The following is a 15,133-nucleotide window of genomic DNA, read 5'->3' as shown; positions in this document are numbered from 1 at the left end:
GCTCGACGGCGCATTCAGGTTTAGCGAGTCCCGGTCCTACCTGGTTTGTCATCACACTCGATTGCTGCGCAACCTTTCGACGTTCACCCTGTGTTAACCGTTGATCTTCTGCTTCGCGTGAACCATTCAGACGGGCTTCACGCTCACGTAGGCCTTCTGGTACGGCTGGTCATGGGCCAGCACAGCCCAGATCGTCCGCGCCATCTTGTTCGCCAATGCAACGACCACCACATTCTTTGGTCGCCGCTTCATCATCTGCTCGACCCACTCGCCGGGCTCCTTTGCGTGCTCTATTACGCTACGCGCGCCGTGGATCAGCAGTGTCCGTAAATAGGTGTCGCCTCTCTTGCTGATCCCGTGCAGGTTCACTTTTCCGCCCGAGCCGGTCTGCTTCGGCACGATGCCAACCCATGCGGCAAACTCCCGCCCCGAACTGAATGCTTTCGGATCACCCATCATTGAGACGGCTGCCGTTGCCGTCAGCAGCCCGACGCCGCAAATTTCGCTAACCGCTTTCACCGCCTTGTCGTCCTTCTTCCACTCGCGCATCCGGCGCTCGATCTCGGCAACCTGTTCGTCCAGCTTCGCCAGTCCATTCCACTGCTCGCGAAACGTATCGATCAGCACGGCAGGCAGGCGCTCCGCGATCCGTTCGAGCACGACCGGTATCTCTTTGTTCAGCTTGTTCCGGCCCTTGCTCATGATCTCTCCATATTCCATCAGCAGTCCACGCAGGTTGTTGATCTGCATCGTGCGAAATTTGATCAGCTGCTGCCGCATACGGTGTAGCGCCAGCATCGCCTGCTGTATCTCGGTCTTCACCGCGACGGCCTTGCCGGGTTGCTGCACAGCCATCCAGATTGCACGGGCGTCTGCCGCATCGTTCTTGTTGCGGATGTTGAACGCCTTCACAAACTTCGCCGGCATCAGCTTTACCACGTGACCCATGTTCGTAAGTTGCCGGGCCCAGTGGTGCGATCCGCCGCACGCCTCCATGCCGATCAGGCACGGAGCCCGGTTCGCGAAGTACTCGAGAAACTTTGCCCGCTTGATCGGCTTGTTCACGATTTCTCCGGTTTCCTGATCGACGTAGTGGACCTGAAACACCGACTTCGCAATGTCAATCCCAACTGGCGTAAGCTTCACGACGGATCCTCCGGTTTGCCTGGAAACTTCGTATTTTCCACGTAGGCACATCGGCCTGTGAGGATCCAGCTTCCTTTGCGCTCATATACTCGGGTGGGACGCGTTCATTTCATTTTCTGCTGCATGTGCTGCCCGGCGGCTTCCATCGTATCCGTCACTACGGACTGCTCGCCAACCCGGTGCGCCGCGCCAGTCTCGCGAAGGTCCGCGAACTGCTGCACGTCGCGACCGACGTCAACACATCAGCTCACGAAACCGTCATCGAAACGCGCCCTGCCTTCATCTGCCGGCACTGCGGCGCGCCGATGATCGTCATCGATATCCTTGCGCGCACTGCACCGATCCGCGCACCACCCACGCGCCGGGGCGAGATATGAGCGCCACTGTTCCAGGACGAACAACCCGACCCTCGGCTTTGCGGCAACGCGGCCCACGAGCAGACCTTTGCGTCTGTCGCTTCGCACAGGCCCTTGCACGTCTGTTCCGCCATCACGATGGCGCCACTGCACCGCTTCGGCACAACCTCAGCCCTCAGCCGGCCTCCCGCCTGACCACGCATCCCGCAACACCGCTCGCCATCCCGGGCAATCAATCGCCATAGCCCCGAAGACTCCATTGCATCAGAGCACTCCGCGGTTTCCTCCCTTCAGGTTTATTCAACGCCTGCCCGCACGCGCCGGCGCGCACCCCGAGTCCACGGACATGGGCAGGCATCGAACAAACCTCAAGACATTGCGCCACTCGAAACTGCCCGCGAATGTCGCCCGATTCGGGCGATGGGCTAGTCACGAGCCTGGCCCGCACCTCCTTCCCGCCTTAAGAAGGCCACCGGCATGAAAGCGCATCGAAACATTCGTGGAGCGCCGCCTCCGGCGGGACGAATGCGCACCCTCATGTAGTCAGCCATACCATCTCCGAGCGCCAGCATGCATTCCGTGGCGGAGCTGGTGTGGAATGAGGATCTGGCGCTGCCGCGGATCAATGTCGACGAGGCCGACCAGTGGACGTTGCGCGTCTTCGGCAAGAGCGGCAATCTCCGCATGAGCAAGAGTCCGAAAGTCATGAGTCGCAGACGTCTGCTTGATCCGGGGCACGGGATCACTTCAATCCATCCCTATTTAAGCGACCGAAAAATAGCCATTGCTTCCGCGCTACTATCAGGCGTTCAAACCCTGCTGACCCCGGCAGAAAATGCTGCATTGCAATGCGCTTTTTGGACTTGCTGCAGACTTTGTTGTCTCTGAAGGCGGGGTTTTCGTATGCCGCAAACTTTGTTGTGCGCCGATACCACCGCAAAAAGAGTTTGACAGACAATCTTAAGATATATATCTTAAGATGCATCTTACGACACTCATAGGAGAGTCCCAGATGCGTCATCCTCATCATTTTTCCGGTCCGCGCGGCGCGCGCGACCGCTTTCACGCCGGTTTCCGCCTTCCGTCGCCGCAGGCGAGCGAAGTCGCCGACCTGGGCGCCGCCGAAGCATCCTCCGGCGCCCGCCACCACTACCTGCTGCACGTTTTGCGTCACGCCTTTGGCCGCCATCACGAGTGGCGCTTCGGCGGCCGTGGCTCGCGCTTCGGCGGTGGTTTCGGCGGTCCGGGCAGATACGGTGGCGGCGGCCCCGGCGGCCCCGGCGGCTTCGGCGGCGACGGCGATGGTTTCCCGCGCGGCCGCAAATTCAGCTCCGACGATCTGCAACTGCTGCTGCTATCGCTGATCGAAGCGCAGCCGAGTCACGGCTACGAGTTGATCAAGGCGCTCGAAACGCGCTCGAACGGCTTCTACAGCCCGAGCCCCGGCATGGTCTATCCAGCGCTGACCTATCTCGAAGAACTCGGCTACGTCACCGTGCAGCTCGAAGGCAACCGCAAGCGCTATGAGCTGGCGGATGCGGGCCGCGAATATCTGGCCGCGAACCGCGAGCGCGTCGAGCTGATGCTCGCGCGACTCTCGCATATCGCACGCAAGATGGATTCGGTGCGCCGCGCGTTTGCCGGCGAGGAGCCGGCCGACGTCAGCGAAGGCGGCTGGGTGCCCGAGCTGAATGAAGCGCGCCGCACGCTGAAGAACGCGCTGCTGCGCCGCGACAACGCGCCGGCCGACGAACAGCGCCGCATCGCAGCGATCCTGATGCGCGCGGCCAAAGAAATCGAAGGCGGCAACCGTGGCGACATCGCAAAGCCCGGCAACGACAGCGAGCCGACCACCTGACAACGCGCGCGCGCCCGTCCACGAGGCGACCCGCGCGTCCTCCCGAACCGAACTGGAGCATCGCCCACATGCAAGAGCAAAACACTCGCCCTGATCTCGCCGTGCATCGCGTACGGCATCCGTTGAAGTTTCGTCTGCTGCAGGTCAAGCAGGTGCGCGCGCTGACGCCGCACCTGATTCGCGTGACCTTCACCGGCGCCGATCTGGACGACTTCGTCTCAGCCTCGTTCGACGACCACATCAAGGTCTTCTTCCCCGACCCCGGCGCCGACAAACCTACGCTGCCGCAAGCCGGCCCCAACGGCCCGGTGTTCCCGGAAGGCAAGCGGCCGACCGCGCGCGATTTCACGCCGCGCCGTTTCGATCGCGACGCCCGCGAGCTCGACATCGAGTTCGCGATGCACGACGCGGGCCCCGCGGCGACGTGGGCCGCCCAGGCGCAGGCCGGCCAGTATCTGGGCGTCGGCGGCCCGCGCGGTTCGCTGGTGATTCCGACCGGCTTCGACTGGCATCTGCTGATCGGCGACGACACCGCGCTGCCCGCGATCGCGCGCCGTCTCGAAGAGTTGCCGGCCGGCACGCGCGTCGCCGCGGTGATCGAGGTCGCCGATCCGTCGGCGCGCATCGAGTTCACGACGCAGGCCGAGCTGCACCTCGTCTGGTGCTATCGCAGCGAAGCCGACACCCGGACCGGCGCGCGCAGCGAAGCGCTGTTGCACGCGGTGCGCGATACCTGGCTGCCGGTGAACGGTGAAGGCTATGTGTGGGCCGCCGGCGAAGCGGCGACGATCCGCGCGGTGCGTCAACATCTGTGCGGCGAGCGCGGCGTCGACAAAACGCGGATTCGCGCGGCCAGCTACTGGAAACAGGGCGCGGTCGCGGTCCACGAAACGATCGACGACTGAGCTTCTGCTCGCGTGGCTCGCGGCATTAGCGGCGTACTTCGAACAACGACAAAAGGAAATCAAGCGATGTACTCAATCACTGCACGGCACGAGCGTCGTTTGTTGTGGCTGCTCGCGCTCACGCAGTTCACGATCATCATGGACTTCATGGTGATGATGCCGCTCGGCCCGCAGATCATGAGCGCGTTCCAGATCGCGCCGGCCGCGTTCGCGACGGCCGTATCCGCGTATTCGTGGTGCTCGGGGCTCTCGGGCCTATTCGCGGCGACCTATATCGACCGCTTCGACCGGCGCCGTCTGCTGCTCACCATTTACGCGCTGTTCGCGCTGTCGAACCTCGCGTGCGCGCTCGCGTCGAGCTTCGCGCTGCTGCTCGCCGCGCGCGCGTTCGCGGGCATCACCGGCGGCGTGCTCGGCTCCGTGATCATGGCGATCGTCGGCGACGTGATCCCGCTGCAACGGCGCGGCGCCGCGACCGGCACGATCATGACCGCGTTCTCGCTCGCGGCGATCGCCGGCGTGCCGGCCGGCGTGATGCTCGGCGCGCAGTTCGGCTGGGCGGCGCCGTTCTTCCTGCTGGTCGCGTTGTCGCTGCTGGTGTGGTTCGCGGCCTCGCAACAGGTGCCCTCGCTGGCCGCGCATCTGAGCCGCCGGCAGCCGCCGCTCGCGGAAGTACTGCCCGAGCTGTGGCGCCTGCTGAGCAACCGAAGCCATCTGAACGCGTTCGCGCTGACGTTCATGATGATGATCGCGCACATGCTGGTGATCCCGTTCATCGCGCCGATGCTGGTCGCCAATCACGGCGTCGCGCCGCGACAGCTGTCGTGGCTGTACATGGCCGGCGGTGCGGCGACCTTCTTCACGTCGCGCCTCGTCGGCAGATTCGCCGACCGCTTCGGCACGCAGCGCGTGTTTCGCTGCGCGGCGCTGCTGTCGTTCGTGCCGGTGCTGTTCATCACGCATCTGCCGAACCTGCCGTTCTACGCGCTCGTGCTGTTCTTCCCGTGCTTCCTCGTGTTGATGAACGGCCGCATGGTGCCGATGCAGGCACTGCTGACCACGGTCCCCGAGCCCGCGCGACGCGGTGCGTTCCTGAGCGCGAACAGCGCGCTGCAGGCGCTCGGCACCGGCACTGGCGCGTGGCTCGGCGGCTTGATGCTGAGCACGTCGGCTGATGGCCGCATCGCCGGGTATGGAACCGTCGGCTGGGCGGCGGTGGCGGTCGCATGCGCGGCGGTGCTGTGGGTCTCGCGCGTGAAGGGCGTGCCGCGCGAAGTGGCGGCGGCCAGCGCCGCTGGCGCGACGATGCCTCGCGCCGGCATCGAAGCTCACATCGCTGGAGAAGGTTAGCGATGCCAGGCAGCGCGCGGTGTCGCTGCGCCAACTGCGCGCCGCGCGTTACGCCTCATCGTCGGTGCTGCCCGTCAGCGCGCGCCGCGCGGCCTCGCCCTGCCCGTGCGACGCCGAGTAAAACACGCGCGCCCGGCCGATCACGATTTTCAGCGTCGCGATCACGGGCACCGCGAGAAAAATCCCAGCGACGCCGCCCAGCTGATCGCCCGCGAGCAGTCCGACGATCACCAGAAACGGACTGACCTCGACGCCTTCGCTCATCAGATACGGATTGAGCACGTAGTCCTGGAACAGCCGGTACAGCCCGATAAAAATCACGAGCCACAACAGGTGCGGATAGCCGCTGAACACGGCGACCACGAGCGTGATCGCGACCGCGGCAAGCGGCCCCGCGAACGGCACGAATTCGAGCAGCCCCGCGCTGACCGCGAGCAGAAACGCGTACGGCACGCCGAGCAGCGAGAACACGACGCCGTAGCTAAATAGCGTGGCGAGCGACAGAAACAGCAGCGCGCGCACGTACTTCGACAGCAGCACGTTTAGATCGACGACGATCTCGTTCCACAGCACGCGATGCCGGCTGTTCAGCAAACCCAGAAACGCGTCGCGCATCCGTTCGCCGTCCTTGATCAGCAGGAAGCTCAGGATTGGAATCAGCACCAGGTAGATCAGGTTACTCGCCGCGTGGACGACGCCGAGCCCGAGGCTGCGCGCCAACGGCACGGCGTTGTCCGAGCCGGTCTCGATCTGGCTGCGCACGAAATCGACGATCCGCTCGCGCAGCGGTTCGAGAAAATGCGGCAGCGGAAAACGGTTCGGCACATCGGTGCGCAGCAGCGCGGGCAGTTGCGTGAAGAGGCGCGTCGCCTGATCCTGCAATTCCACGCCGAACAGTGAGCCAACCACCGCGAGCAGCGCGACCACGACGACGAACACGACCGCGATCGACACGACGCGCGGCATGCGGCGCGGCCTCACGCGTTCGACCAGCACCACCATCGGGTAGATCAGATAGCTGAAAAACACCGCGAACACGACGACGAGCACCGTCGTCGACGCGATATAGATGAGGAAAAATAGCAGCGCGAGCAGAGACGCGGTCCAGACTTTCCTGGCCGCGCCGACGTCGAATCCCAGCATGAAGCGTCCTCGAATGGGCGATGCGGCGCCGGCGCGACGAGTGCGCCGGCTGACTCTGGACCGTAACAGAAATTTACACGTTCCGGGTGTCGAACGCCGCGCCGCGAGGGCGCGACGCGGCGAGCACCGGCAGCGTGCGAGGCGCTACGCACGCGGTGCGTCACTGCACGGCTTGCGTGCCTGACTTGATGCGCCCGAAACCGGGGGGCGGGATAAATGAAGCTGCGGGTACGTGAAGTTTCGGCTCGCTAACTCTTCACACGCTCTCGTACCTCTTCGGTTTCTTCGCCGATTCTCGCCTGTATCCTGCCGGCTATTTTTTCGGCCGCTCCTTCGGCCTGTTTCGCGCGATTGCCGGTGACCTTGCCAATCGCTTCCTTGACCGAGCCCTTGAGCTCCTTCGCTGTACCTTCTACACGATTCCTGTCCATGGTGCCTTCCTGCTAGGTTTGACTGTGGAGTTGCCTGCTGGCGTTGCAACGAAACAGCCAACGTACGGCGCGACGCGCCTCGTTATGGCGCGGATCGCTTCGCCAGAGGCGATCCGCGTCGGAGCAACCTTAAAATTCCTAGCATCCGGCGTTCCCGATACCCAGTGCGCCGCGCATCGTCACCTCACCGTGACGGTGTCCTTCGCGGCGTCGTTGGCGGCATCCTTGCCGTGAGCCGGATCAGGATGATCATCTTTCGCGCCATGAAAGATATGCTTGAAAAGTTCCTTGTTCTTTGCGCCATTCAAGAGGTTTCGCAGCGCGGCTTCGTCATCGGCCGGCTTGAACGAAAGCACTCTCTTGCGGTAGCGCTCCCTGCGTTCATCGAGCATGTAACTCGCCGGTAGCGGCAGTTCGCGGCTGCCCACGTCGAGATCGATGCCTTCGAAGGTCAGCAGCCCCGCATCGTGATTGATGAAGCACGCGGGAGGCTTGGTCCGGTCGATCACGTAGACGCACTGCTTCTGCAGATTGCCGGCGTCGGGCAGCTTGCCGCGGAAGATCTTGTCACGCAGGAACGTGCACATTTCTTCCCAGCACTCCTCGGTGGATTTTCCCGCCGCACAGGACCGCAAGATTTCGGTCTTCAGAATGGCCTCTGGCACGGCATAGTAAATCGGATAACCGGCCCTCAGGTAAAGTTGCAGTTGCAACACTTCGTAACAGCGGCCCAACGCATGGATCGACGGCACGAGCAAAGACCGTTCATCCGACTCGTCGCCTTCGGTGGGTCCGGTCGCCGTCTGACTGCGGATCGACGGATGTTCCGGCAGCCCGGAATTCTCCGGTTCCGGCTGTCCGCCGCCCCACAGGATCAGATCGCGAAACAGGATCATCGGCAGGAACGAATGGACGATCAGATCCGTCGACGCCCTGCGTTTGGCGCGCTCGTTCGCATCGGCTTCCACCGGCAGCGTGGGATGCCACTTGCGCGACGAGCGCACGATATCGCCGATCGCCTTCGCCACGCAGATGCCGTTTGGTAGCCCGCCCCCCTCCTCGTCGGCCCAGGTCTGCACCAGGTCCCACGGCTCGCCAATCGGCACGCCGAGAAAGTAAAGACCGAGCGACACCGCCGTCAGCAACTCGACGTAGAACTGATTCGCCTGATATGGCGCCGCAGGAATGCCCCGCATCAACTGCGAATCGGCGAGCAGCTTCTTGCCCGATCCGACCTTGCACAGCGCGCCGGCGCAGTGCTTGAGCCGGTCGACGAGACCGCGCACGTCGCGACCGGCAAGCGGCGACTGCCCGCCGACCAGGTGGTGTCTGACCATCAGCGAGATCGGCGTCGTGAAGTTCGAGCGGTCCGTGTTTTTCGTCGGTACCACGATGGACATCACCAGGTCGCTGATGATCTCCAGGTCGGCCAGCATCGCATCGATGGAAGTAGTCATCACTCGACCTCCGCTGCTATCTCTTCGATCGACGGATCGCATTGGCCGTCGATGCTCGCCGTCTGCCCCGGCTCGGACGTGGCGATGATCGCCACGGCATCCCGGATCAATCCCTTGCAGCGCGCGGCCAACACTCGCTTGCGAATTCCCGATGGCGCGTCTCCTTCGTTCGCCCATTCCTTGAATCCGAGTCTTTCGAGTATGTGATCCTCGTTCTGTCCGAAGGTGGCCGCGCCGTCCGCGGGTATGGCCTGATGGGCATCGGTCAGGCAGGTGCAGATGTACTCCTCGACGGTCGGGCCACGCGCCGCCAGCGTTTGAATTTCACGCTTGGCCCAGCGGGCGAGCGATACCGAGATCTCATCCATGTCGTGCGTCAGGTTGCGCACCTTGACGTCCTTGCCGCGATCGTCGCCGAGAATCTGATAGACGGTCCGGTCGACCACATGCAGCCACAGCGAAGTCTGCGCAATGCGGATCTTGTGTTCGCACACGACGTCTTTCGAGTCGGCCTCGAGCGCGCGCCGTACGTGCCACAGCACGACGTAATGCCATACGAGTCCAATGAACTTGCCGAAGAAGAGTGCCTTGTCCTGCATCGAGCCGTCGTCGAACTCGGGATATTCGAGGGGCGTCACCAGCGTCATCTTCGTGCGCGCGCCTTCCTTCAAGGTCCGATAGAGCGTCGCCGCGGGGCTGCTGCGATAGCCGTCCCAGGACTCGCGCGCCCACCATTGCTTGTCGATATCGAAGAAACGATAGATCGAAAAAATGCCTTTTTCAGACTCCTGAACGTTCGCCGCGCCGCCGTGAGCCTGGTGCGCCGCGCCCGGCTGCAAGCGCTTCCTCTCCTCTGCGCGGGACTGGTCGTGGTTCGGGTCGCGATAGGCGTCGTAGATCACGCGAAGACCATAGCGGGTTCCCATCGCGTTATCGATGCTGGCCACCTTGTCGCTGAGTTCCTTGCGGATGGTCTCGAGCACCGCTTCCTGCTCGTCGACGAGCTTGCGTTGCTGCTCGAGCGCGCAATAGTGTTCGGCGGCCACGTAAATGGCGGCGAGCGCCAATGCGAGTACGACCGCATCGGTATAGCCCTCCCATATCTCTCCGCCGAACAGCAATACCGCGGGGACGTAGCAGAACACCGGAATGCACCAGCGCGACGCGAACCAGCTTCGCAGGATGCCGACTACACCCTTCGAGCGGGAGTCGACGTCGGAAGCGGCCTCGCCTTCCTCTTCCGCGATACGCTTCTTCTCCTCGAACTCGCGTTCCGCGAGGGTCCGCGCCCGTTCTTCTTCTCCACGGCAAATGTGGACATAAAACACGAGGAACGTGAAGGCCGTGACCAGCAACGCAAGCAGCCAGCTCTCGCCCATGCTGGTTGCGCGATCCGCGTCGCTGACTTCCTTCATCACCGCGGCGATCTTTTTAACGCACTCGATGCCGGGAAGAAAGCAATCCGCATCCGGCACGCGATGCGAAAATGTCACCACCCAGTAGATACCGCTGCCCACCAGAACCGCAATGCCGCCTAGCGCAGTGAGGACGAGCTTTTTTGCATGAGGGCCCTGCTCGAGATGGGAAGCGGGTTTGTCGCCGAAGGGTTTGGAGCGGCGATTCTCATCTGACGGCTTTTCCATACGCATTGCCTCCTGATCGATCAAGAGCACGGGAATGCGGGAAGCGGTGACGTATAAACGCACCGTAGGTCGGACGAGCGCCGTGATGAGGGCTGCGAGCAGGCTTTGCCGGTCGGGACGGGGCTGAACTATCTATCTAAGATTGCGCCCGGAAAGATGTCAATTGGCGCGCGTAGTCTGTGTCCGCCAGACCACAATTGGCACCGGCGGCTGATGGGCGGGACATGCCAAGCAGACCTAAGGGCGGGCGCGGGTGCGCCGGGCCGCGCGCCCCGCGCGGCATGCGATACGCCGCGCAAGTCAGTCGCCATGCTCCGCGCCCAGCGCCGCCAGTGGATGCGCGTCGCCATGCCACGGCGAACTCAGGAAATGCCGCACGCGCTCGGGTTGCACATCGGCGAGCGTCGCCGGTGACCAGCGCGGCCGACGGTCCTTGTCGATCAGTTGCGCGCGCACGCCCTCGCGGAAATCGCCTTCCTCGATCGAGCGCTTCACGATGCCGAGCTCCATCCGGAAGCAATCGGCAAGCGTCATCTGCCGGCCGCGCAGCAGCGCTTCGCGCGTCACGTGCAGCATCGTCGGCGAATGGGCGGTCAGTGCGTCGTAGGTCGCTTGCAGCCATTGCCGCACCTCGCGCGGCGGTTCGCGTTCGAGATCCTGACGCAGCGTCGCGACGATGCGCTCGACGCCCGAACGCCGGTCGAAGTGGCGCAGGATCAGTTGCGTCAGCGCCCCGAGCGGCGCGTGCGGCACGATATTGCACGGCGGCTCGAACACGGCGCGCAGCGCGTCGATGCGCTCGCCGTCGTGCGACATGCGCTGCAAACGTTCCTCGAAGCTCGCGAGCCAGTCGGCCGGCACGCACAGGTCGGCCAGTTGCAGGCGCATCGCGTCGGCGCCCGCTAGCGTCGCGCCGGTCAGCCCGACATACAGCGCAAGCTCGGCCGACATCACGCTCAGAAAGCGGCTCGCGCCGACGTCGGGCACGAAGCCGATGCGCGTCTCCGGCATCGCGATGCGGCTGCGTTCGGTCACGATGCGCAGCCGCGCCGCCTGGCCGAGGCCCATGCCGCCGCCCATCGCGATGCCGTCGAGCAGCGCGACCACCGGCTTCGGAAACGTGTGCAACGCGTAATCGAGCCGGTATTCGTCGACGAAGAACGCGAGCCAGCGTGGGTCGCCCTGCGTCGCGAGCCGATGTACCTCACGCACGTCGCCGCCCGCGCAAAAGCCCTTGTCGCCAGCGCCCTTCAGCACCAGCGCGACGATCCCGGCATCGGTGCGGCAATGCTCGACCAGCACCGCGAGTTCGCGCACCATCGCGTGCGACAGCGCGTTGAGCGCGGCAGGCCGGTTCAGCGTGATGATCGCCACGCGGTTGACGACGCGAAACAGCACGTCGGGTTCGGCTTGCGGGTTCGTCGCGGCGCGCATTTCGACCGCAAAGCCGCGCAAAGTGCTCATCGCTGCGTCTCCCGCGATGCACGGCTCGTCTGCCAGCGCGGCGCGCGTTTTTCGAGGAACGCGTTGACGCCCTCGCGCTGATCGGCGCCATCGAACAGATCGACGAAGCGCTCGCGTTCTAGCGCGAGCGCGGCGGCGCGCGGCACGCCATGCCGCGCCTGATGGATCAGCTCCTTGCTGAAGCTGACCGCCTGCGGGCTCAAACCGGTGACGCGCTGCGCCATGTTCAATGCGGCCTCACGCGCGGCGCCGCGCTCCACCACTTCTTCGACGAGACCGATGCTGAGCGCGGTCGCCGCATCGACGCGCTCGCCGGTCAGCATCATCCGCTTGGCCCAGCCTTCGCCGACGAGCCACGGCAGCGTCTGCGTGCCGCAGCCGCATGGCAGCAGACCGACCGCCGTCTCGGGGAGCGCCAGCACCGCATGCTGCTCGGCGATGCGGATATCGCAGGCGAGCGCGCATTCGAGACCGCCGCCCATCGCAAAGCCGTTGAGCGCCGCGATGACGACGGGCCGCGCGTTCTGCAGCGCCTCGAAGGCCGCGCCGAAACGCGCGGCCGCGGTGCGCGCGACTTCGCGATTGCCGTCGGCGAACGTGTTCAGATCGGCGCCCGCGCTGAAAAACTTCGGACCGTCGCCGGTGATCACGAGCGCGCGCACGCGCGCATCGGCGTTCAACTGCTCGACGGTGCGTTGCAATTGCAGCAGACCGTCAGGCGTGAAAGCGTTCGCGGGGGGCCGTTTCAACGTGATCAAAGCAACGGCGCCGTCATGTGCGTAATCGAGGTCGATCATTGCGTGCCTCCCTGGCCGTTAGCGCCGCGCTCACGCGAGCGATACAGCTTGATCACCGCCGAAAAGTCCAGGCGCCCCGCGCCGTTCGCGCTCATCGTTTGATAGAGCTGCTGCGCGAGCGCGCCGAGATAGACCGGTTGACGCACGCCGCGCGCGGCATCGGTGGCGAGGCCGAGGTCTTTCAGCATCAGGTCGGTGCCGAAGCCGCCGGTATAGCCGCGCGAGGACGGCGCGGTCTCGATCACGCCCGGCATCGGGTTATACGTGTCCGAACTCCAGCAGCGCCCGGTCGACGTATTAATGATGCTACCGAGCACCTTCGTGTCGATACCGAGCGCCTCGCCGAGCGACATCGCCTCGGCGACGCCCGCCATCGAGATGCCGAGCACCAGGTTGTTGCAGATCTTCGCGACCTGGCCCGTGCCGGTGTCGCCGCAATGCACGATGTTTTTTCCCATCGCCGACAGCACTGTCTTGACCTGCTCGTACGCGCTCGCACTGCCGCCGACCATGAAGGTCAGCGTGCCCCCCGCCGCGCCGCCGGTGCCGCCCGAGACCGGGGCGTCGACGAAGTTGTTGCCATGAGCCGCGGCGAGTTCGGCAAACGCTTTCACGCTGGCGGGATCGATCGTGCTCGAATCGATGATCGGCACGCCCGGCGCGATGCCGGCGAGAACGCCATCGTCCGCGACGAGCACGCTGCGCACGTGAGCCGCGGCGGGCAGCATCGTGATCACGCATTCGACCTCGCTCGCGGCGGCTTGCGGTGAGCGGGCCGGCTGCGCGCCCGCGTCGACGAGCGTGCGCACAGCTTGCGCGCTGAGGTCGAACACGTTGAGCGCGTGGCCCGCCTTCAGCAGGTTCAGCGCCATCGGCGCGCCCATATTGCCGAGTCCGATAAAGCCTATTTTCATGGTGTCGTCTCCGGGTGTGCCCTCAGTGCCTTCAACGCAGGCGGATCGTCGTGTTGACGCCATCGTTGACGGTGTCGTCGTCGAACCAGCGCGCGGTGACCGTCTTGGTCTGCGTGTAAAACTGCACGACCTGCTTGCCATAGGGACCGAGATCGCCAAGCTTCGAGCCGCGCGAACCGGTGAAGCTGAAAAACGGCACCGGCACCGGGATCGGAATGTTGATGCCGACCTGGCCGATATCGATCTCGCTCTGGAACCTGCGCGCCGCCGCGCCGCTTTGCGTGAAGAGGCCAACGCCGTTGCCAAACGGGTTCGCGTTGACGAGCGCGATCGCGTCGTCGAGCGTCGCCACGTTCAGCACCGCGAGCACCGGCCCGAAAATTTCGGTGCGGTAGATTTCCATGTCGGCCGTCACGTCGGTGAACACCGTCGGGCCGATGAAGTTGCCCTGCTCGTAGCCGTGCACGTTCACATCGCGGCCGTCGAGCACGAGCGTCGCGCCCTCTTTCACGCCCGCGTCGATCAGACCGAGAATGCGCTGCTTCGCGGCGCGCGACACGACCGGCCCGACATCGGTGCCCGGCTCGTGACCCGCGTTGACCTTCAGCGTCTTCGCCTTCGCGACGAGTTCGGGCAGCCACTCGCGCGCGGCACCGACCAGCACCGCCACCGAACTCGCCATGCAGCGCTGACCGGCCGCGCCGAACGCGGCGCCGGCGAGCGCGTTGAGGGTCTGTTCGCGATTCGCGTCGGGCAGCACGACCGCGTGGTTCTTCGCGCCCATCATCGACTGCACTCGCTTGCCGTGTTCGCTGCCGAGGCGATACACGTGCGTGCCGACCGCCGTCGAGCCGACGAACGAAATCGCCTTCACCAGTTCATGCGTGCACAGCGCATCGACGACTTCCTTGCCGCCGTGCACGACGTTCAGCACGCCCTTCGGCACGCCGGCTTCGAGCGCCAGTTCGACGAGCTGCATCGTCGACAGCGGGTCCTGCTCGGATGGCTTCAACACGAAGGTATTGCCGCACACGAGCGCCATCGGGAACATCCACAGCGGGATCATCGCGGGGAAATTGAACGGCGTGATGCCGACGCATACGCCGAGCGGCTGGCGCAGCGTGTAGGTGTCCACACCACCGGCGACGTTCTCGGCGAACTCCCCCTGCTGCAACGTGCCGATCGAACACGCGTGCTCGACGACTTCCAGACCGCGGAAGATGTCGCCCTCGGCATCGGGAATCGTCTTGCCCTGCTCGGCCGACAGCGTCTTCGCGATGCGCGGCATATGCTCGCGAATCAGCGCCTGGTACTTCAGCATGATGCGCATGCGCGCGCCGATCGGCGTGTCCTTCCACGTTTTGAACGCGGCGTGCGCGCTGCGCACCGCCGCGTCGACCTCCGCGACGGTCGCGAACGGCACGCGCGCGAGGACCGCCTGCGTGGCCGGGTTCACGATGTCGCGCCACTCGGTCGTCTTCGATTCGACGAACTCGCCGTTGATCAGCAGTTTGACGGTGGCCACGGCGCCGGCAACGTCGCGGCCGGTCTCGTTCGAAGCAAGGGTGCTCATGCTGAAACTCCTGTGATTTAGAAAACAGTGCCCCGACGCGTCGAATCCGAAGCTCGAATTCAACGCGTGCGATTCAAACCGGGGCGGCAAACCAGC

General features: G+C 64.5%; 13 protein-coding genes and 1 pseudogene. 5 read left to right on the top strand and 9 right to left on the bottom strand.

The window, feature by feature from the left end:
• Positions 1 to 126 precede the first annotated feature (126 nt).
• Entirely contained in the window at positions 127 to 1,146 is a 1,020-nt protein-coding gene (locus OKW27_RS13105; protein WP_429332134.1) for an IS110 family transposase, read from the bottom strand.
• A gap of 113 nt (positions 1,147 to 1,259) precedes the next feature.
• Here OKW27_RS13105 and OKW27_RS13100 point away from each other — a divergent pair.
• From OKW27_RS13100 to OKW27_RS13080, 5 genes and pseudogenes are all read left to right on the top strand, one after another.
• Positions 1,260 to 1,523 (top strand): annotated as a pseudogene (locus OKW27_RS13100) (transposase); the annotation flags it as partial.
• A 549-nt stretch (positions 1,524 to 2,072) separates the two neighbouring features.
• Positions 2,073 to 2,390, top strand: a complete 318-nt coding sequence (locus OKW27_RS13095) for a hypothetical protein (protein WP_429333707.1) — start codon at positions 2,073 to 2,075, stop codon at positions 2,388 to 2,390.
• Positions 2,391 to 2,514: 124 nt separating this feature from the next.
• A complete protein-coding gene (locus tag OKW27_RS13090) occupies positions 2,515 to 3,360 on the top strand; it encodes a PadR family transcriptional regulator (protein WP_429333706.1) in 846 nt (281 codons plus the stop codon).
• Positions 3,361 to 3,428: 68 nt separating this feature from the next.
• Positions 3,429 to 4,265 (top strand): siderophore-interacting protein, encoded by an 837-nt coding sequence (locus OKW27_RS13085; protein ID WP_429333705.1) that lies wholly within the window; start codon positions 3,429 to 3,431, stop codon positions 4,263 to 4,265.
• Positions 4,266 to 4,331: 66 nt separating this feature from the next.
• Positions 4,332 to 5,615: an MFS transporter gene (locus OKW27_RS13080; protein ID WP_184011232.1), complete on the top strand. Its 1,284-nt coding sequence runs from the start codon at positions 4,332 to 4,334 to the stop codon at positions 5,613 to 5,615.
• A gap of 48 nt (positions 5,616 to 5,663) precedes the next feature.
• Here OKW27_RS13080 and OKW27_RS13075 read toward each other — a convergent pair whose 3' ends face one another.
• From OKW27_RS13075 to OKW27_RS13040, 8 genes are all read right to left on the bottom strand, one after another.
• Positions 5,664 to 6,758: an AI-2E family transporter gene (locus tag OKW27_RS13075; protein WP_090806509.1), complete on the bottom strand. Its 1,095-nt coding sequence runs from the start codon at positions 6,756 to 6,758 to the stop codon at positions 5,664 to 5,666.
• A gap of 248 nt (positions 6,759 to 7,006) precedes the next feature.
• Positions 7,007 to 7,189 carry a CsbD family protein gene (locus OKW27_RS13070; protein ID WP_018425391.1) on the bottom strand — a complete coding sequence of 61 codons (183 nt, stop codon included), beginning with the start codon at positions 7,187 to 7,189 and terminating at the stop codon, positions 7,007 to 7,009.
• Between the two features lie 179 nt (positions 7,190 to 7,368).
• Positions 7,369 to 8,646, bottom strand: coding sequence for a hypothetical protein (locus tag OKW27_RS13065; protein ID WP_429333704.1), 1,278 nt, complete (start codon positions 8,644 to 8,646; stop codon positions 7,369 to 7,371).
• A complete protein-coding gene (locus OKW27_RS13060; protein ID WP_429333703.1) occupies positions 8,646 to 10,289 on the bottom strand; it encodes a hypothetical protein in 1,644 nt (547 codons plus the stop codon). The genes OKW27_RS13065 and OKW27_RS13060 overlap by 1 nt, the downstream gene beginning before the upstream one ends.
• Before the next feature lie 300 nt (positions 10,290 to 10,589).
• Positions 10,590 to 11,753 (bottom strand): enoyl-CoA hydratase/isomerase family protein, encoded by a 1,164-nt coding sequence (locus tag OKW27_RS13055; RefSeq protein WP_429333702.1) that lies wholly within the window; start codon positions 11,751 to 11,753, stop codon positions 10,590 to 10,592.
• A complete protein-coding gene (locus tag OKW27_RS13050; protein WP_429333701.1) occupies positions 11,750 to 12,550 on the bottom strand; it encodes an enoyl-CoA hydratase in 801 nt (266 codons plus the stop codon). Before OKW27_RS13050 ends, OKW27_RS13055 begins: the two co-directional genes overlap by 4 nt.
• Entirely contained in the window at positions 12,547 to 13,464 is a 918-nt protein-coding gene (gene mmsB / locus OKW27_RS13045) for a 3-hydroxyisobutyrate dehydrogenase (RefSeq protein WP_429333700.1), read from the bottom strand. Before mmsB ends, OKW27_RS13050 begins: the two co-directional genes overlap by 4 nt.
• A gap of 31 nt (positions 13,465 to 13,495) precedes the next feature.
• Positions 13,496 to 15,037: a CoA-acylating methylmalonate-semialdehyde dehydrogenase gene (locus OKW27_RS13040; RefSeq protein ID WP_429333699.1), complete on the bottom strand. Its 1,542-nt coding sequence runs from the start codon at positions 15,035 to 15,037 to the stop codon at positions 13,496 to 13,498.
• Positions 15,038 to 15,133: the final 96 nt, after the last annotated feature.

Source organism: Paraburkholderia sp. 35.1, assembly GCF_050436525.1.
Lineage (GTDB): Bacteria > Pseudomonadota > Gammaproteobacteria > Burkholderiales > Burkholderiaceae > Paraburkholderia > Paraburkholderia tuberum.
This window is presented reverse-complemented; position numbering and strand designations above follow the sequence as displayed.

Bases quoted from the DNA above. Each gene is read 5' to 3' on its own strand.
- OKW27_RS13085 (WP_429333705.1), top strand. From the start codon at position 3,429: ATGCAAGAGCAAAACACTCGCCCTGATCTCGCCGTGCATCGCGTACGG.
- OKW27_RS13090 (WP_429333706.1), top strand. From the start codon at position 2,515: ATGCGTCATCCTCATCATTTTTCCGGTCCGCGCGGCGCGCGCGACCGC.
- OKW27_RS13055 (WP_429333702.1), bottom strand. From the start codon at position 11,753: ATGAGCACTTTGCGCGGCTTTGCGGTCGAAATGCGCGCCGCGACGAAC.
- OKW27_RS13075 (WP_090806509.1), bottom strand. From the start codon at position 6,758: ATGCTGGGATTCGACGTCGGCGCGGCCAGGAAAGTCTGGACCGCGTCT.
- mmsB (WP_429333700.1), bottom strand. From the start codon at position 13,464: ATGAAAATAGGCTTTATCGGACTCGGCAATATGGGCGCGCCGATGGCG.
- OKW27_RS13070 (WP_018425391.1), bottom strand. From the start codon at position 7,189: ATGGACAGGAATCGTGTAGAAGGTACAGCGAAGGAGCTCAAGGGCTCG.
- OKW27_RS13080 (WP_184011232.1), top strand. From the start codon at position 4,332: ATGTACTCAATCACTGCACGGCACGAGCGTCGTTTGTTGTGGCTGCTC.
- OKW27_RS13065 (WP_429333704.1), bottom strand. From the start codon at position 8,646: ATGACTACTTCCATCGATGCGATGCTGGCCGACCTGGAGATCATCAGC.
- OKW27_RS13095 (WP_429333707.1), top strand. From the start codon at position 2,073: ATGCATTCCGTGGCGGAGCTGGTGTGGAATGAGGATCTGGCGCTGCCG.
- OKW27_RS13050 (WP_429333701.1), bottom strand. From the start codon at position 12,550: ATGATCGACCTCGATTACGCACATGACGGCGCCGTTGCTTTGATCACG.
- OKW27_RS13040 (WP_429333699.1), bottom strand. From the start codon at position 15,037: ATGAGCACCCTTGCTTCGAACGAGACCGGCCGCGACGTTGCCGGCGCC.
- OKW27_RS13060 (WP_429333703.1), bottom strand. From the start codon at position 10,289: ATGGAAAAGCCGTCAGATGAGAATCGCCGCTCCAAACCCTTCGGCGAC.